This is a genomic window from Virgibacillus kimchii (assembly GCF_055379185.1).
On the sequence record NZ_AP043951.1, the window covers coordinates 1288094 to 1306120 of the forward strand.

Annotated in this window: 15 protein-coding genes; 6 read left to right on the top strand and 9 right to left on the bottom strand. The window is 40.7% G+C overall.

What is annotated here, in order from left to right:
- Nucleotides 1-39: 39 nt before the first annotated feature.
- The 7 genes from ACZ42C_RS06625 to ACZ42C_RS06655 all read right to left on the bottom strand — a co-directional run bounded on the left by ACZ42C_RS06625 (nucleotide 40) and on the right by ACZ42C_RS06655 (nucleotide 9854).
- Nucleotides 40-2382 (bottom strand): endonuclease MutS2, encoded by a 2343-nt coding sequence (locus ACZ42C_RS06625; RefSeq protein WP_461183042.1) that lies wholly within the window; start codon nucleotides 2380-2382, stop codon nucleotides 40-42.
- Nucleotides 2383-2416: 34 nt separating this feature from the next.
- The gene (polX, locus tag ACZ42C_RS06630; protein ID WP_461183043.1) at nucleotides 2417-4135 is read right to left on the bottom strand and encodes a DNA polymerase/3'-5' exonuclease PolX; all 1719 of its coding nucleotides are present in this window, start codon (nucleotides 4133-4135) and stop codon (nucleotides 2417-2419) included.
- An 84-nt stretch (nucleotides 4136-4219) separates the two neighbouring features.
- The gene (locus ACZ42C_RS06635) at nucleotides 4220-4774 is read right to left on the bottom strand and encodes a CvpA family protein (RefSeq protein ID WP_461183044.1); all 555 of its coding nucleotides are present in this window, start codon (nucleotides 4772-4774) and stop codon (nucleotides 4220-4222) included.
- 6 nt (nucleotides 4775-4780) lie between these two features.
- Nucleotides 4781-5041: a cell division protein ZapA gene (zapA, locus tag ACZ42C_RS06640; protein WP_461183045.1), complete on the bottom strand. Its 261-nt coding sequence runs from the start codon at nucleotides 5039-5041 to the stop codon at nucleotides 4781-4783.
- A gap of 228 nt (nucleotides 5042-5269) precedes the next feature.
- Nucleotides 5270-7699, bottom strand: coding sequence for a phenylalanine--tRNA ligase subunit beta (gene pheT, locus ACZ42C_RS06645; RefSeq protein WP_461183046.1), 2430 nt, complete (start codon nucleotides 7697-7699; stop codon nucleotides 5270-5272).
- 23 nt (nucleotides 7700-7722) lie between these two features.
- Nucleotides 7723-8757 carry a phenylalanine--tRNA ligase subunit alpha gene (pheS, locus tag ACZ42C_RS06650; RefSeq protein ID WP_461183047.1) on the bottom strand — a complete coding sequence of 345 codons (1035 nt, stop codon included), beginning with the start codon at nucleotides 8755-8757 and terminating at the stop codon, nucleotides 7723-7725.
- Between the two features lie 359 nt (nucleotides 8758-9116).
- Entirely contained in the window at nucleotides 9117-9854 is a 738-nt protein-coding gene (locus ACZ42C_RS06655) for a TrmH family RNA methyltransferase (protein ID WP_461183048.1), read from the bottom strand.
- 198 nt (nucleotides 9855-10052) lie between these two features.
- Here ACZ42C_RS06655 and sspI point away from each other — a divergent pair, with 198 nt between their 5' ends.
- From sspI to ACZ42C_RS06685, 6 genes are all read left to right on the top strand, one after another.
- Nucleotides 10053-10274, top strand: a complete 222-nt coding sequence (gene sspI / locus ACZ42C_RS06660; protein WP_461183049.1) for a small acid-soluble spore protein SspI — start codon at nucleotides 10053-10055, stop codon at nucleotides 10272-10274.
- A gap of 391 nt (nucleotides 10275-10665) precedes the next feature.
- Nucleotides 10666-12240 (top strand): hypothetical protein, encoded by a 1575-nt coding sequence (locus ACZ42C_RS06665; protein ID WP_461183050.1) that lies wholly within the window; start codon nucleotides 10666-10668, stop codon nucleotides 12238-12240.
- A 35-nt stretch (nucleotides 12241-12275) separates the two neighbouring features.
- Nucleotides 12276-13499 carry an ABC transporter permease gene (locus tag ACZ42C_RS06670; protein WP_461183051.1) on the top strand — a complete coding sequence of 408 codons (1224 nt, stop codon included), beginning with the start codon at nucleotides 12276-12278 and terminating at the stop codon, nucleotides 13497-13499.
- Nucleotides 13496-14629 (top strand): ABC transporter permease, encoded by a 1134-nt coding sequence (locus ACZ42C_RS06675; protein WP_461183052.1) that lies wholly within the window; start codon nucleotides 13496-13498, stop codon nucleotides 14627-14629. Before ACZ42C_RS06670 ends, ACZ42C_RS06675 begins: the two co-directional genes overlap by 4 nt.
- Nucleotides 14622-15293 carry an ABC transporter ATP-binding protein gene (locus ACZ42C_RS06680; RefSeq protein WP_461183053.1) on the top strand — a complete coding sequence of 224 codons (672 nt, stop codon included), beginning with the start codon at nucleotides 14622-14624 and terminating at the stop codon, nucleotides 15291-15293. The genes ACZ42C_RS06675 and ACZ42C_RS06680 overlap by 8 nt, the downstream gene beginning before the upstream one ends.
- Nucleotides 15294-15774: 481 nt before the next feature.
- Nucleotides 15775-16404 carry a lytic transglycosylase domain-containing protein gene (locus tag ACZ42C_RS06685; RefSeq protein WP_461183054.1) on the top strand — a complete coding sequence of 210 codons (630 nt, stop codon included), beginning with the start codon at nucleotides 15775-15777 and terminating at the stop codon, nucleotides 16402-16404.
- 39 nt (nucleotides 16405-16443) lie between these two features.
- Here the strand turns inward: ACZ42C_RS06685 and ACZ42C_RS06690 are convergent, their stop codons facing one another.
- Together ACZ42C_RS06690 and ACZ42C_RS06695 are read right to left on the bottom strand one after the other, a co-directional pair.
- The gene (locus ACZ42C_RS06690) at nucleotides 16444-17334 is read right to left on the bottom strand and encodes a glycine betaine ABC transporter substrate-binding protein (protein ID WP_461183055.1); all 891 of its coding nucleotides are present in this window, start codon (nucleotides 17332-17334) and stop codon (nucleotides 16444-16446) included.
- On the bottom strand, nucleotides 17335-18015 hold the full coding sequence (locus ACZ42C_RS06695) for a cysteine hydrolase family protein (protein ID WP_461183056.1): 681 nt from the start codon (nucleotides 18013-18015) through the stop codon (nucleotides 17335-17337).
- Between the last annotated feature and the right edge of the window lie 12 nt (nucleotides 18016-18027).

Below are 18027 nucleotides of genomic sequence, written 5' to 3' on the forward strand. Positions count from 1 at the left end.
CGTTAATGCTTTATTGCAGCGGGGGTCTGACCCCCTATATTAACGGAGCTCCAGTATGGTTACTCCGCTTCCGCCTTCTCCCACGGAGCCTGCCCTGCTTGAGGCTATACGGGGATTATTTTTAACAAATTGCTGAACCCCTTTTTTCAAAGCTCCGGTACCTTTTCCGTGTATAATGGAAACTTTTGCATAACCAGCCAATAAGGCATCGTCCAAATACTTTTCCAGCCTGATTAATGCATCCTCATATCTTTCCCCGCGTAAATCCAATTCCGGTCGAACATGATAATTTGATCCTTTCACCGTAGCAAGCGGTTTTTCCTTCACTTGTTTTTGTCTTCCAAGTAATTGAAGTTCATTTCGTTTCACTTTAACTTTCATGATACCTACCTGTATTAAATATTCTTCTTCGGAAACTTTTTCGAGCACTGTTCCTTTTTGATTGATCGTTAACAATTTAATATCATCACCTGGATGAAGATCTTTCTTTTCCGAGGAACTCCTGTCTTCTGTATCTTTTTGCTTCTTCGTCAGATTAGGCTGTGCTTCCTCCAGCATTTTTTTCGCTTCAATCCATTCATGCTCTTTTAATGCTGAATCTGACTTCATTTGGCGGATTTCAGCTACAATCTCTTCCGCTTCTTCCCTTGCTTTCCTTAACGCTTTCTCCGCTTTTTCTTCTGTTTTTTTATAGATAGCTTCTTTTCTGGATTGCAGGTCCTTCCATGCCTTATCTATCTCATTATGGAGTTTTTCACTTTCTTCCAATGTCCGGTGTGCTTCTTCGTAGTCTTTTTCTGCATCGATTTGTGCTTTTTCCAGGGCGGATATCATATTTTCCACGCTTGTTGAATCCACGCCTATATGGCTTTTTGCCCTGTTGATCACTGTTTCTTCAAGACCCAACCGCTTTGAGATCTCAAAGGCATTACTTCGTCCTGGAACTCCAATTAATAAACGATAAGTAGGTTGTAAAGTTTCCACATTAAATTCCACCGAGGCATTTACCACTTTGTCCCGATTATAGCCGTAAGCCTTCAGTTCCGGATAATGGGTCGTTGCAATTACACGGGCATCTCTTTCCATGACTTCATCCAAAATGGACATGGCGAGCGCTGCACCTTCCTGTGGATCAGTTCCGGCGCCGAGCTCATCAAATAATACAAGTGTACGATGATCCACTTCCTTAAGTATAGAGACAATGTTTGTCATATGGGAAGAAAAAGTACTTAAGTTTTGTTCAATCGACTGTTCATCTCCAATATCAGCAAAAACATGATCAAATACAGCAAGTTCACATCCATCCTGGGCTGGAATTTGTAATCCGGATTGCGCCATAAGTGTACACAACCCCACCATTTTCAGAGTAACTGTCTTTCCGCCTGTGTTCGGCCCGGTAATAACAATGGAAGTGAAATCCTTCCCTATTTCAATATCATTGGGTACAACTTCATCTTCCGGGATTAAAGGGTGTCTGGCCTGTTTCATCAAAATAAACCCTTTATCATTCATTTTCGGCATAGCTGCTTTCATTTCTCTGGCAAGTTTCGCCCTGGCAAAAATAAAATCAATTTGTGCAAGTGCCACTATATTCTCCATCAAAAAAGCTTCCTCACCGGCAATAAGTTCACTCAACTCCCGGAGGATGCGTTCAATTTCCTGTTTTTCTTTCAACATCGCTTCCTGCAGCTGATTGTTTATATCAACCACTGCTCTCGGTTCCATAAATAATGTTTGCCCGGAAGCAGACTGGTCATGGACAATCCCGCCAATGGAGCCTCTATATTCCTGCTTCACGGGAAGCACGTACCGATCATTTCGTATCGTTATAATTGCATCGGAAAGCATATTGCTCTTTGATTTGGTTACATGATCCAGCTTCTCTCTTACCCGGCTTTCAAACGTTCGGATAGAAGAACGGATTCCCCTCAGTTTTCCCGAAGCACTATCCATCACTTGTCCATGATCATCGATACAACTTTTAATATGCCTCTCCAAATCACGTAATGGTGTAATACGTTCAACAAGTTCTTCCAAAATAGGGAAAGACTCCTCAAGTTTTTCAATAAAATTTTTAACCTGGCGTCCGCCATAAATCGTGTTTGCCACGTCCAGACATTCTTTCGTTGTCAGTACGCCGCCAATCAAACTTCGCTTCAAACTTGCCCGGATATCACTAATTCCCCCGAGGGGAGCAACCTGGTTCAGCCGAATAAGTTGAACCGCTTCATCAGTTTCTTTTTGCAGGTGATTAACCATCTCCAAAGATGCGGATGGTCTTATCTGTCTGACTAAATCCTTGCCGAGGGAAGTTTCTGCGTGGTTATTCAGTTGTTCTACAATTTTATGAAATTCGAGTGTAGTCAGGATCCGATCATTCATAGATATATAACTCCTTTTGATTACGGATCAATAATTATTTATTACGCTGAAAATAATTTATCAGTCTTTCTTTTGACCAGGTATTCATTACGGTATCTTTTTCAACCCAGCCTTTTCTGGCAGAGCCGACACCATATTTCATGTGATCCAGCATTTGATAATTATGTGCATCGGTATTAATCGCCAGTGTAATACCTTTTTTCTGTGCCTTTCGCGCCCAATCCGCAGCTAAGTCCAGCCTGTTTGGGTTTGCATTGATTTCCAGTGCTGTGTTAGTTTCCTTTGCCTTCTCAAGGAGTACTTCCACATCCACGTTATAACCGTCCCTTTTGCCAATTAACCTTCCTGTCGGGTGGGCAATTAGGGAAACGTAAGGATTTTCCAGTGCCCGGTTCAACCTGTCCATAATTTTGTATTGCGGCTGACTGAAGCTTGAATGAATTGCTCCAATGACAAAGTCCATTTCCTTCAAGAAATCATCAGAAAAATCAAGACTTCCATCAGGTAAAATATCCATTTCAACGCCGGCAAAAATATGTATATCATCATACATATCATTTAACTTTGCAATCTCTTCCCGCTGTTTTCTCAGCCGATCTTCATTCAGCCCGTGGGCTACACGCAAAAATTTTGAATGATCCGTAATGGCTATATATTCATACCCTTTTTCCCGGGCTGCACTTACCATTTCCTTTAACGACTGTGCGCCGTCACTCCAAGTGGTATGCATATGCAGGTCGCCTTTCAGATCCGATAGCTCGATAAGAGGTACCCGATCCTTAAAGGCATCCAGCTCACCAGTATCTTCCCTCACTTCAGGAGGAATATAATCCAAATTGAAATGATTAAAAAATGCTGCCTCATCAGGGAAAGTAATCAATTCTCCAGTTTCTTCTTTTTCAACACCATATTCATTTATTTTTTCACCGCGGGACTTGGCCAACTCTCTTAATGCAACATTATGCTCCTTAGATCCGGTAAAATGGTGGAGCGTGGTCGCAAATTCCTCCTGATTCACAAGCCGGAAATCTACATTAATATCATATATTTCCTCCAATGTTACAGAAACCTTTGTTTCTCCGCTCGCTATCACTTCTTTAATATTTGTCATTTCCAGCAAGGCATCCCTTACCGCTCCCGGTTGGTTTGTTGCAAGGATAAAATCAATATCCCTGATCGTCTCCCGCATTCTTCTTAAGCTTCCGGCCAGGGAAAATTTATTTACTTCAGGTATTTCTTTTATATAGTTTTCGATCTTCTCTGCAATAGGAAGCATGATGGCAATTGGAAGTCGTTCCGGGCGTTGACCGGCTGATTCAATCGCCTTAATAATATTTTTGGCTGTTTTCACTCCAAATCCATCCAATTTTTCCACTTGTCCATTTTCACAGGCTGCTTTTAAGGTTGCCTGATCTGTAACTCCGAGTTCACGATACAGCTTGGCTATCTTTTTTCCGCCCAACCCCGGCAGTTCCAGCAGGGGAATTAACCCCGGCGGAACTTCTTCCTGTAATTCTTTTAATGTTTCAGATGTACCGTTTTCCACATATTCCCTGATGACGGTACCCGTTCCCTTGCCGATTCCTTTTATTTTTGTAAAATCCTCCATATCGGATAAAGACCGGTCATCCTGCTCCAGTGCCTGAGCAGCCTTTCTGTATGCCGATATTTTAAACGGATTTTCTCCTTTAATTTCCAAGTATACTGCAATTTCCTCCAGCAGTTTTATCACGTCTTTTTTGTTGACCGCCATCCATATCACCTTCTTCTATGTGCTCTCTATTTCAAAAAATAACATATACTCTTTTTATATATGCCACCGGCGACGAAAAAAAAATTAGCCTTTCATCATTTCCGCAATATGCGTAAACCATAATTCCTGTATTTTTTCTGAAAAATACGGTGTGTTTTCCAGCATGAAAAGCGCCACACCCGAATCATTAATCCACATTTGAATCATTCCGATAGGCGTTAACGCCATGATGTATAATATAATGAACAAAATTAAATAGACCTCTATAAATCCGAGGACTGAACCAAGAATTTTATTCACCGAGTTAATCAATGGCAGGGAGGCCACAAAATCCAGCATGGAAGCAATGATCTGTAAAATAATTTTCACCGCAAAAAATATAATTGCAAAAGCAATCGCATTATAAAAAGCAGCTTCCAACGGCAGTGCCTGCAGGAATTCTGCCCATGCACTGTCATCCGGCAAATTGGTATATGGAATCCATATAGATATTCTTTCGCCCAGGTCCTCATAATACATTACCGCAACAATAAAAGCTGCAATAAAACCTATTAAATGAAACAGTTGTAGAATAAAACCTCTTTTCAATCCCATTAAAAACCCAAATAATAATAATATAATTAATATAAAGTTAAACATCTGCTACTATTCCTCTTTCTTTTTTACCGAACCGAGCAATGTTGCATAGTCCTTTTTTAATTTTAAATAATCATTCATCGTATTTACAGCAGTCAGCACTGCCAATCTGGTAGTATCGAGATGTCTGTTTGATTGGCGTATTTCATTCATTTTCTGGTCAACCAGGTCTGCTACCAGGCGAACATGTTCCTCAGACTCATCTCCGACAATGGTATATAATTTATTATGAATTTCCACCGTTATGCGTGATTTCTCTTCATTGGCCACGAACTTGTCCTCCCCATGCGAGAAAATGGTTCATCTTATATTAACACGAAGTGAACGGTTTGGGAAACTGTGGAGAACTGGTTTTATTCGGTGTTAATGCCATTTATACATCATTTTCATTTGAAGGGTATTTTTTGTTGCTGTAATTTGTTTCTCTTTTTGCCGGGTTTCCAGATAAAAAATCCCGCATCAGTTTAATCTGGATGCGGGATTTGTTTGGAAATTAACCTATGATGACCGTACTTGAGCCTGATACTTTTCATTCACCGTATCGATGATTTTATTGAATGATGCTTCTACCTCTTCATCTTTTAATGTTTTTTCGGAATGTTGATACAGCAGACTGTAGGCAATAGATTTTTTACCGTCCGCAATATGATCTCCTTCGTAAACATCAAAAATCTGAACTTCCTTTACAAGGGGAGCCCCTATCTCTTCAATAGTTGATTTTACATCACCCGCTAGCACATCCTGATTTAAAATAAAGGCAACATCTCTTCTGATCGATGGATATTTAGGTATTTGTGTATAGCCCGGAATATGGTCAAATACCTTTATGACTTCCTCTGCATTCACGTCAAAAACATAAGTTGCCTGCAAATCCATCTCTCTTTGTAACAATGGGTGCAGCTGTCCGATAAAACCTACTGTACGACTATTGACTTCCAGTGCAGCACATCTACCGGGATGCATATCATTCAGCTTCACCTGTTTGAAATCAACCTGGATGCCCAGGTAATTGAATAAACCTTCCATCAACCCTTTTACAACATAAAAATCAACTTCTTTCTTCTCCTGCTGCCAAGGATGTTCCAGCCACTGTCCGCTTAGTGCGCCTGAAAGCCGCAACCGCTCTTCCGGTTGTTTTGTTAATGTCTCTTCATCAGAAACAAAAATACTGCCAAGCTCAAAAAATGCTGCATCATTTTGATTTCTTGCCTGATTATGGGAAACAGCTGTTAAAAGCTCCGGCAAAAGACTAAGCCGTAAATATCTATGATCCTCACTCATTGGCTTGGCGAGCTGCACGGGAGTAACATTTTCCTCATTTACTTCCGGACTGATTAAACGGTTTATTTTTTCCCCATCTGTCAGTGCATACGTGATCGTTTCCATCAGCCCTGCGCCCTGCAGATAATTTTTCACTTTCCGCTTCAGTAATTGTGCTCCGGTTAAACCACCTGCCTGGGAAGATTCTGCCGGCAATGTAAATGGTAATTGGTCATAACCGTATATACGTGCCACTTCTTCAAGCATATCCTCAAAAATGGAAATGTCCTGTCTCCTTGTAGGCACGAAAACAGTAAAATGGTTTTCTTTTTGTTCAAAACGGAATCGCAGCTTATTCAGGATACGAACAATATCCTCTGCGTCAATTTCAGTGCCGAGACGCCTGTTAACTTCTTCCGTATTCATTTTCACTACTTTTTCGGACCGATCCAGTTCATCAAATTCCGCTGCGCCGGCATACACTTTGCCGCTTGCATATTTTTGCAGAAGTTGGCAGGCTCGGAGTCCTGCTTTTCTGACACGGTCCGGATCAATTCCTTTTTCAAACCTTGTACTGGACTCACTTCTAAGCCCTGTTTGCTTTACCGCTTTTCTCACTGCAACAGGAGAGAAAGCTGCGGCTTCCAGGAGTACAGCAGTTGTTTCTTCATGTACCTCTGTATCAAAACCGCCCATAACTCCGGCTAAAGCGACAGGCTTTTTGCCATTTGTAATGACGAGGTTCTCATTCGACAGCACTCTTTCCTGCTCATCCAATGTAACAATTTTTTCACCATCATGCGCACGGCGTACCACAATTTTGTCAGAATCCAGCCGGTCATAATCAAATGCATGAAGCGGCTGGCCATATTCAAGAAGTACATAGTTGGTAATATCCACAACATTATTGATCGGACGAATGCCTGCAGCCATTAAATAATTGCTCATCCAGAGGGGAGATGGCTTTATTTCCAGATCTTTAATGAGAAATGCAGCATAATATGGGTTTAAATCCGGTGCTTCCACCTCCACGGTTACATGGTCATTTGCGTCCTCTTCCAGTGTCTCCACTTCTTCATCAGGCAGTTGAATTGACTTGTCAAGGATGGCCGCTACTTCATAGGCAACACCAATCATCGACAAAGCATCCGCACGATTCGGCGTTAAGTCAAATTCCAATACGGCATCATTTAAATTTAAGAGCGGCTCTACACTTTCCCCGATTTTCACATCATCGGGAAACACATAAATCCCTTCTTCCAGTTCCTTGGGTACGTATTTTTCGTCTATTCCCAGCTCCTGCATGGAACAAATCATTCCATTGGACTCCACTCCACGCAGTTTTACTTTTTTGATTTTAAAATTACCGGGCAGCACCGCACCAGGCTTCGCCACCGCAACTTTTTGCCCTTGGGCTATATTCGGAGCTCCACAAATAATCTGCAGCTTCTCCTCTCCAGTATCTACCTGGCAAAGGCTTAATTTATCTGCATTTGGATGTTTTTCACAGGATTCCACATAGCCTGTCACCACACCCCTGCTTTCCTCGGCAATATATTCAATGCCGTCCACTTCAATTCCGGATTTTGTAATTTTCTCAGCCAGCTCTTGCGGGCTAACATCGCTGATATCCACATAATTTTTTAACCAGTTCAGTGATACTAACATGCTCTTTTTACCTCCTTACGCTTTTATGCTTGATGAAACTGTTTTAAAAACCGTATGTCATTTGTATAGAAATGGCGAATATCATCCACACCGTACTTCAGCATAGCGATCCGATCCGGCCCCATTCCAAAAGCAAAACCGGTATAAACATCAGGGTCGTACCCTGCCATGGACAATACGTTCGGATGAACCATACCACCGCCTAAAATTTCAATCCAACCGGTGTTTTTACAGACAGAGCACCCTTCTCCCTGACAGACCTTGCATGAAATATCCATTTCCACAGATGGCTCCGTAAACGGAAAATAACTGGGGCGCAAACGAATTTCGCGGTCCTCACCAAACATTTTTTTGGCGAATGTATTCAGTGTTCCTTTCAGATCACTCATACGTACATTTTTATCGACGTATAACCCTTCAATTTGGGTGAATTGATGGGAATGTGTTGCATCATCCGTATCCCTTCTGTAAACTTTTCCGGGACAAATCATTCTTACCGGTTTATTTCCTTTATATTCCTGCATGGTCCTTGCCTGAACAGGAGATGTGTGTGTTCGCAGCAGCAGTTCTTCCGTTATATAAAAGGTGTCCTGCATATCCCGGGCAGGGTGGTCTTTCGGCAGGTTTAACGCTTCGAAATTATAGTAGTCCGTTTCCACCTCGGGACCTTCTCTAACTTCATAGCCCATCCCGATAAAAAGATCCTCTATCTCTTCTATAATTTGGGTAAGTAAATGAGGTCCACCCATCTTAATTGGTCTTCCCGGGAGTGTAATATCGACCGCTTCATTTTCAAGCTGTTTTTCCATTTCCTTTCTTTCCAGGCTGGCTGTTTTTTTCTCCAGTGATTCTGTTATTATGCCTCTAACCTGGTTTGCCAGTTCGCCTATAACCGGTCTCTCTTCCTTGGAAAGTTTCCCCATTCCCCGCAACACCTGGGTAAGAGAACCTTTCTTGCCGAGAAAAGCGACTTTAATGGCTTGCAGTTCTTTCATATCCTGTGCATGATTTATTTCTTCCAATGCATCTTCTTGTATCGTTTGCAGCTGTTCCTTCATGCTTTCATACCTCCTTGATTTTTTTCGCTGATATGGTCTCCACAAATATAAAAAAGCCCCAATCCCAAAATAAGGGACGAGGCTTTATTTCGCGGTACCACCCTAATTGACACAGACATACGTATCCTGTGCCCTGCTTTCTTTTCGATAACGGAAACATTATTCCGGGTCACCTTTACTTGTTGAAACAAGGTCCAAGTGCCAGCTCCAGAGTGAAAGGACAACGCTTCAACGGAAAGAAATGCTTGCAGTCCGGGGCATCTCCTCCCTTTTTCCGTTTATATAAACATTATCCGCTCTTTCATAGCGATCGATATATGACATATATTATAGATAATTTCAATTCAGCTTGCAACCGTTTATCCCTTAATATAGTACATAAGAATCCCTGCTGCCACACTGACGTTAAGGGATTCCGCTTTTCCGTAAATCGGAATTTTCACCGTCTTATCAGCAGCTGCAAGCAACGTTTCCTTCACTCCTGCCCCTTCATTTCCTACAATCAGGGCTGTCTTTTCCGGAACGTCAAGATTATTGAATGGTACTGCTCCTTGTAATGCAGTTGCCCAGATTTGATATCCGTTGTCCTTCAGGCTGCTTATTTCAGTTTTAAGTTCACGTTGTTGAACAGGTATGTGAAAAAGAGATCCCTGTGTAGCACGAATAACTTTTTCGTTATAAATATCAACCGTATCCAAGCTAACAACAATACCGGAAAATCCACAGGCATCCGCTGTGCGAATCATGGTGCCCAAATTGCCGGGATCCTGTACCGCATCAATGATTAAAATATGATCTCCATCTATTATTTGTGCTTCTTTCATTTCCACTACAGCAGCTATCCCCTGTGGTGATTCTGTTCGGGATATTTGGCGGAAAACCTGTTCACTCACTTCCAAGATCGGTAAAGAATGACACCAGTCAGGAACGATTACTTTTTGTTGAACAATTACTTCCTTTATGACCCAGTGGCTGTTCCTGGCTTCCTCCAGTAAGTGAAAACCTTCAATGAGAAAGCTTTCCGTTTCTTTGCGCACCTTGCGCTTGTGTAGTTTCTTCCAGTTTTTTACTTTGTCATTTTTTACCGAAGTAATCATTTTCTTCATCCTTCATTACGATTGTTATATTATCATACATATTTCCAGCTATGCAGGTCAAACTATTGGTAACTTGTCAGAAATGGTTATGGCTGCCCGGTTCGTCTATAGTGGTGTTGCACTACGTCTTTTAATCGGAAAACCTCCTTTCCTCCCGGGGTTCACCATTTCTGCAAAAGAAATAAAGGAGTGAAAAGGATGGATTTAAATTTACGAAAAGCTATTTTATCCAACATTGCTGCCAATGACCAGGATCAATTGGAAGCAACAATTGTGGATGCAGTACAATCAGGGGAAGAAAAAATGCTTCCCGGACTTGGAGTTCTTTTTGAATTAATATGGAATCAGTCGAGTGAGCAGGATAAGCAGGAAATGATTCAGGCGTTGGAACAGGGTGTTAATCAGGCAACAAGTGAGTAATAAACCATAGTTCATCCATCGTATGAAGAGAAGACTGTTCAAAATTTGTTTGAATTGTCTTTTCTTCACTATTCCTTTCTTTATATTATTCTCCCAAGATACAGATAAATATCATAATACCCTTTACTGAAACAAAATAGTACTTATGGCCTGCTAAATTGCGAAATATGTAAATAGCAATTATTATAAACTACTAATACAGGTCAAAAGATGTGGTTTTTATCTATTTTCTTTAACTGCTTATTAACTGAATTGACAAGCAGGCAAAACTCAATTTGACTACATTTTTATAAAGTGATATAAAATATGAAGATACTTTATTGTTATGGAATTTTGCTTGGCAAATACATATAATTGTAAAGTGGGGAATACAAAGAGAGGGGAAAGTACTATGGAAGAATCAAAAAAAAGTGCACCTAAAGGACTAATTGCCATTATTGTGGCAGCAGCAGTAGTCATTGTAGGTGTTGCAGCAGTGCTAATGATGGTAAATATCGGAGACAAGGAAAGATACTTTCTGGCTGAAAAAAACACCATTGATTTCTTTGTGGATACATTGGAAGAACGATATGAACCGGAAATGAATTGGAGAGAGCACACAGAAGAGAATGTTACAGAATCAGCGATTGAGATAGCTGCAGAATACAACGACCCATATAGCCAGCCGGGGACAATGGGGATGGATCCATCACAGCTTATTAACAATTCCAGCCTTACGATAACAGGGGCAGCGGATATGGAAAATGAGGAAGTATCTGCTGAGATTCTAGCCAACATTGGCGGTATGGATATTGACGGCATTGAATTTTATTTAACATCCGAACGCATTTTATTTGGCCTGCCTTTTCTTGATGAAGTAATACAATTGATGGATGAAGATTTTGGCCCTTTAATGCATGAAATGGACCCAGTTACCTTTACAGGGGAAGAAACATTGGGTCTTGACACTATTTTTGATGGTACCGGCGGATTCCTTTCCGAAGAGGATCTGGAGCATTTCCAGGAAGAATACCTGGAAATGATTTATGAAGAAATTCCTGATAGTGCTTTTACAAGCGAAGATGAAACGGCACAAATCATGGGAGAATCTTTGGATACGGAGAAAATTTCTTTACATCTTACAGAGGAAGAAATTAAAAACCTGCTTCACCAAGTTGTAGAGAAAATGCAGGATGATGAGAGATTAAAAGAAATATTACGTGACCAGTTTAATTCTCAATTGTTTGCCACTGATCCAATGATGGAGCAGCAGCTGGATATGATGATTGAAGAGTTTGAGTCAGGAATGGAAGAAGCACAAGAAGGTATTGAAACATTATATTTCCCGGACGGTCTAACTTCTACGTTGTGGGTTTATGATGATATGGTTGCAAAACGTGATTTCGATTTCTCCATAGGTACTTCCGAGGATGACCTCGTTGGCTTCCATGTGGATGGGGAGCAGTTGTTGGCGGATTCCGGTCAATCATTTGATTACGAGCTAAGTTTTTCTGATCCAATGGATGAGGGCAGTATAAATGTTTCAGGAGATCTATCCTCTGAAGATGACCAAATTGAAGATGCCATCCAAATTAATATAGCTGATGACGTTCAATTAAGCTATGATGGATCAGAAACACTGGAAGATGGGACCCGTCAATTTGAACGAATTTTTTCCATGGATGATGAATTTAATGGCGGCAGCATTATCTGGAGTGGTTCCGCAACCTATGATAATGACCGTATGAATTCCGAACACAGTATGTCCCTTGAAGGTTCCGGCATCGATCAGGATATGTTTGCCCTGTTTCTAACCGTAGAAGCGCAAACCATTGATAGTGTTGAAATCCCTGAAACTGATAATGTAAGAGATTTAGGAAGCATGGATACAGTTGAACTGATGAACTACCTTGAAATGGAAGTAACACCACAATTTCAGCAATGGTTTTTCGGAATCATGGCAGGAGGCGGAGACTTCGGTTTTTAAATTAGATAGATAGTAGATAGATAGGAAGTGGTCGAATGCATTTCGTCCGGAAACTCCGATTATTTATTACAAATAATATTAAGCAGCTCCAGAGGAAGTGGCTATCACTTCCTCTTCTTTTGCTTTTTCCCATCGTTATTATCGGCTTGGTCGTTGTCATAATTCTGACTTTCTTTATACAGGAGGAACAGGAGACTTTGCATGTCGGACTTGTTGATCTTGACAATACGACCGAAACACAATTGGTTGTACAGTTATTAGAGGAAGCGTCCCAGCTCGGAGAATATATGCAAATACATAGTATGTCAGAACAAACTGCAGAATCAGCCATTACAGATGATATAATCAGCTCCTATATTTTGCTGCCTGAACAATTTACGAATAATTTATATCAGGGAAATTCGGTGGAAATGCCGATTATTGGAAATCCCAATCAGCCGATCCAAAGTTATATTCTAAATGAGTTAATTGAGAGTGTGGCAAGGCATATTCGCGCCTCTCAGGCAAATATCCTAACCATCCACCACTATGCGGGAGAAATGGGGATGGACAGTGATGCGAGAAGTGAGCTTTTATTTGAACAGTTCCAGGAGTTTGTCTTTTATACAATTGGAAAAGATAGAATTCTTACAGAGAGGGAAATTATAAACGTGGCTACTTCCAACCCAGTGCATTACTTCAGCATGTCAAGCTGGTTCATTATTTTAACAATTTGGCTCATCGCTATATACAGCTTTTTAAGCAGTGAAGACCCAACGAAAATGAAAAAACGGATGAAGCTTTATGGCGTGATGGAAATACATCAAATTTTTGCAAAGATTATTGTCACACTGACGGTGACGTTTCTTTTTGCAGTTGGCTTGCTTTTATTGCTGCAAACTCTATTGGACTGGGATTTAACAGCAGCCAATTACGGCAGAATCGCGCTCATTTCCATCCTGTACAGCCTATTATTTCTTATATGTATATCTGTAATTGAGGTGCTCGTTGCTTCTCCAAAACTGCAATTGCTCTTTCAGGCTATATTTACTTTTGGCGTGCTGTTGTTTAGCGGAGCTGTATTGCCGGTTATTTATTTTCCGCCTGCAATTCAACATTTGCTTGATTACATTTTTTCTGCGGAAGCATTTAACTGGCTCGCAGAAATTATTATTCATCAGCGTTTTTATGCCGATTATATTCCTCTCCTGATGATGAGTGGAATCGGCTTGTTCCTTTTACTCGGACTGTCCATCGGAAAGGAGCGAATGCAGAAATGATCTCTATACTAAAAATGCGGCTTCTGCATTGGAAAAAACAAGTATTCACTTTATTATTTTGGCTCTTGTTTCCAATAATTGCTACCATCAGCCTCGTCTACATCACAAGCATAGTTCAGGAAGACAGTGAAATACCGGTAGGGATTGTAATGGAGGAGGATACCCCCCTGGCCAATGAATTACTGGTGGCAATTGATCAGACTCCTTTTATACGAACAGAGGTTATGTCGGAGAATGAAGCACTGCTTGCCCTGGAAGCCCATGAATTGGACAGTGTATTTATCATCAGGGAAGGGTATGAAGAACAAATTGAAAACGGGAGCAGAAATCGTTTATTAATGAGCTACCGTTCTGACTTGTCCTTTGCCTATACCCCTGTGTCGGAAATGGTTATTTCCCACGTCCAGCAGGATACCGGAAGATCTAAAGCAGCCTATACTGTAATGGAATTAAGTGAGGCACATCAGCAGGGAACCCGATGGACATGGGAGGAAGTAGTAGACAGAAGCAAACAAGTCGAAGCAGAAGAGGATCTGCTGCAAACGGCATTTTCCTTTCAGGGCCATGTTCCGGCCTCCACTGAAGACAATATCAGCCTTTTGGATACATGGGGCTTATGGAGTGTATTCAGTCTACTCACAGCATTACTCCTGTTTGACTGGTTGATAAAAGAACGCAATAACAACCTGTATCCAAGATTTGTTTTCTTTCGTATGTCTTTTAAGCTCTATTTAATTCTCAATGGTCTCATTTATACTTTATTATTTCTCTTATTTGATTTCATTACACTTTTTATATTTCATATGTACTTAGGAGTAGATTTCAGTTGGCATTTTCTTTTTATATTAATTACCTATCGATTTATGCTGAATACGGGGGTATTTGCATTCACACTGCTGTTTAAATATATATCCCTGTTTTATACGGTTGCTTTTGCCATGACATTACTGATCGCCATTATTAGCGGATCTGTATTACCCACGGAAGGATTAACGATTGGATTACCCTGGCTGGAAGTTCTTAATCCATTCAACCCCTTCCTAAATGGAGAAATGAGCTTTGGATGGTTTGTCATCTTCCTTGTTCCTATTGGGATTTGGTTTTTTAGAAAGGAGAAACAATATGCTTAAAGTAAATGAACTAACAAAAAAATACGGCAGGAAAACCATTCTAAACACGATTAATTTTCGAGCTGAACAAGGTGAAATTGTTGGGCTGGTAGGCGAAAATGGCGCAGGGAAGTCAACACTTTTAAATATACTGGCAACATTACAACAGCCAACGGAAGGAAACCTCTCATTACATGATTTGGGTTATAAAAGCCATTATAAATTATTACGGAAGAAAATCGGCTACGTCCCGCAGGATATTGCAGTCTGGGAAGAATTTACGGTAGAAGAAAATATGCTTTTTTTCGAAAGCTTATCGTGGAAAAGAAAAACCAACGGAGAGCTAAGACAGCTTTGTACAGAGATGAAGTTGGATAAATGGAACGAACAGGTAAAAACGTTATCGGGTGGAATGAAACGAAAATTGAATCTCGCCATCAGCCTCATTCATGATCCTGAAGTTTTATTGCTTGATGAGCCAACTGTCGGAATCGACCTGAAGTCACGAAAGGAAATAGGGAACTATTTAAAAAATCAGGCTGTAGAACATGATAAAATCATTGTTTACACCTCCCATGATATGGATGAAATCATTACACTTTGTGATCGTGTCCTTTGTATTGGGGGAGATCCTTTTTATGAAGAAATCCTGAAACAGGCCGGGAAAAATGTTATTTCTTTTTAGCTGAATCAATTTCATAATAGAGAAGTTAGTATAGAAATCCGAACAAAGTTGATTTCCGCTCCAGACGGACGCTTTCACCACTGGCACAAGTGCAACATCGACTCAAACTCGTTTGCGTCGTGTTTTCTTTGCCGCCGGCTCTGCCTCAGCCTCCTCGCTACGCTGCGGGGTCTTCGGCTATCGCTGTTCCCGCTGGAGTCGCCGTCTTCCGCTCCAATCAACAGGCTAACATGCTGTATTAACAAATGATAACATTTTTTTATTAATTAACGTTCGGATACTTAGTAAAAATAATTAATTATGCAATTTCCTTAATAAAGTATAAAAACCTTCTTACTGCATAATTGCAAAGGCCTTTAGGTCATACCCTTGCGGTGCTAAGATTGTTACCTAAAGACGTGGTGACAACTAAATATTCTAAAGAATACTATTGCTTCCATCAGATTCTATTGTAAAATAGAATTATAGAGGAGAGGACGATATGGACATAAGAGACTTACAGCAATTCATTCAGTATCAGGCGATGTCTGTACTTTCAGGGAAAGGCAATAACCTGAACACCGGGCAATCATCGATGGGTGATTTCACTTTCCAGCAGCTATTACAGGAAAAAATAAATCAGGCGAAAACATTACAATCACCATTCGCTCAAGGATCACCATTGCCCACGTCTGAGATTACAAATGCAGGCTACAATCCTATAAATCAAACAAAGAACAATACATCTGCCGTACCCGGGGCTTTTAATACATATATTCATGAGGCAGCCAATCAATTTGGCATTGATGAAAAGCTGATTCATGCTGTCATTGAAACGGAATCCAATTATAATGTACAGGCCAGAAGCCATGCCGGTGCTGAAGGACTGATGCAATTAATGCCCGCCACTGCCCGGGGATTAGGGGTTACCAACTCCTTTGATCCCCAGCAGAACATACATGGCGGGACAAAGTATTTAAAAACGATGCTTCATCGATATAACGGAAACCTGGAACTGGCCCTTGCTGCCTATAATGCAGGTCCCGGAAATGTTGATAAATATCAGGGCATCCCTCCATTCTCAGAAACACAAAATTACGTAAAAAAAGTAATGGATTCTTATTCGGCATAAAAACAGCCTCATTCCAATGATCAGGAATGAGGCTTATTATTAATTATTTAACCATTCATCAACGATTTCCCTGTTTTCTTCGATCCACACTTCAGCACTTTCTTCAAATGCCACGCCATTATTTTCATATTCGAACATCATATCTTCCAGTTCATCCACTTCTATACTCCATTGAGAAAGAATTTCATATGCTTCAGGATATTTCTCTTCTATTCCATTATAGGAAAGCACATAAACATTATCATATTGGTAGTGCTCCTGTGTATCCTCAAGGAATTTCAAGTCATGACGGGAAAACATGGAATGCGGACGCCATCCGGTAATAATAAACGGTTCTTCTGAAGATATTTTATCCTCCATTACTGCCAGCATAGCTGCTTCACTGGTCGGGACTAGTTCATACTCCTCCAGATCATAATATTCATCCGCAAATACTTGCTTGGCTATTTCTACAATGCCTGCCCCATCATCAATAGTCACTACTTCACCGTCAAATTTTTCAGCCTTACCGGCCAAATCATCAATTGTTTCCTCTTCCACATATTCCGGGACTACAAACCCGAGTGGAACATCTTCATAGGAAACAGCTACTTGCTGCAGGACATCCTGATACTCTTCCCACAAAGCTTCTTCCGTATATGGCAGCCATGCGTCCATGAAGAAGTCGATTTCCTCAGTGGCAAGTCCTTCCCAGATTACCGGCTGGTCCAATAGAACAACTTCTACCTCGTATCCTGCTTCTTCAAGGATTTGCTTTGCGATTTCCGTTGGTGCTTCCGTACTTGTCCAGGATGTTTGCCCAAATACGATTTCTCCTCTATCCTCTTCATTTTCCGCTCCATTTGAAGATTCTTCTGTTTCGTCAGTATCTGTTCCGCAGGCTCCTAAAACAAACAATGCTGTTAACATCATGATGAGTAGTTTTCTCATTTATTTTGACTCTCCCTTTATATCTTCGTAAATTTTTTTCATTTGTTCTCTCATTGTTTCCGGAGTGAATTGCATAGTATCCGCTGCATCTGTCTGCCAGCAGCTATACTTTTCTCCTTTTAATTTATTTATCATATTTGGTGTATTATAGACCTTTAAATTATAGATCCAGTTAACCATCGTAAGAATAGCAGACATATGCGCCCCTTCATTTGTGGCAGTTATCATATCCTCTACCAGATGAACATGATAATCCCTGAAATAAGCATCATACACTGTTGTTAATACACACCCATCTGTAACCACTCCACCTACGATAAGGTGACGGATCCCCATATTTCTTAATAAAAGATCCAAATTAGTTTCATGGAAAGCGCTCCACCTGTACTTATCAATAATTATATCTTTTTCGTTTGGTGTTATTTCATCGAGAATGTCAAATTGTTCACTCCCGGTATTATAGAAAAAAGGTGTGCCGTCTGCATTTAACGGTTCTCCTAAAGACAGACCCATTCCATCTTCACGGTTAACCTGTCTTGTATATATAATCGGCAAGGCTGCTTCCCTGACTGTTTGGAGGATTTCTTTTGTATTCGCAATAACCTGATCCATGTTTTTCAATCCAAAGTTGGACTCTTTTTGCAAATCGATGAGCAGCAGTGCCGTGTTGCTGTTATTCATGGTGAATTCTCC

Coding starts and splice junctions, on each gene's coding strand:
- ACZ42C_RS06625 (WP_461183042.1), bottom strand. CDS start 2,382: ATGAATGATCGGATCCTGACTACACTCGAATTTCATAAAATTGTAGAA.
- polX (WP_461183043.1), bottom strand. CDS start 4,135: ATGGCGGTCAACAAAAAAGACGTGATAAAACTGCTGGAGGAAATTGCA.
- ACZ42C_RS06635 (WP_461183044.1), bottom strand. CDS start 4,774: ATGTTTAACTTTATATTAATTATATTATTATTATTTGGGTTTTTAATG.
- pheT (WP_461183046.1), bottom strand. CDS start 7,699: ATGTTAGTATCACTGAACTGGTTAAAAAATTATGTGGATATCAGCGAT.
- pheS (WP_461183047.1), bottom strand. CDS start 8,757: ATGAAGGAACAGCTGCAAACGATACAAGAAGATGCATTGGAAGAAATA.
- ACZ42C_RS06655 (WP_461183048.1), bottom strand. CDS start 9,854: ATGATTACTTCGGTAAAAAATGACAAAGTAAAAAACTGGAAGAAACTA.
- sspI (WP_461183049.1), top strand. CDS start 10,053: ATGGATTTAAATTTACGAAAAGCTATTTTATCCAACATTGCTGCCAAT.
- ACZ42C_RS06665 (WP_461183050.1), top strand. CDS start 10,666: ATGGAAGAATCAAAAAAAAGTGCACCTAAAGGACTAATTGCCATTATT.
- ACZ42C_RS06670 (WP_461183051.1), top strand. CDS start 12,276: ATGCATTTCGTCCGGAAACTCCGATTATTTATTACAAATAATATTAAG.
- ACZ42C_RS06675 (WP_461183052.1), top strand. CDS start 13,496: ATGATCTCTATACTAAAAATGCGGCTTCTGCATTGGAAAAAACAAGTA.
- ACZ42C_RS06680 (WP_461183053.1), top strand. CDS start 14,622: ATGCTTAAAGTAAATGAACTAACAAAAAAATACGGCAGGAAAACCATT.
- ACZ42C_RS06685 (WP_461183054.1), top strand. CDS start 15,775: ATGGACATAAGAGACTTACAGCAATTCATTCAGTATCAGGCGATGTCT.
- ACZ42C_RS06690 (WP_461183055.1), bottom strand. CDS start 17,334: ATGAGAAAACTACTCATCATGATGTTAACAGCATTGTTTGTTTTAGGA.
- ACZ42C_RS06695 (WP_461183056.1), bottom strand. CDS start 18,015: ATGAATAACAGCAACACGGCACTGCTGCTCATCGATTTGCAAAAAGAG.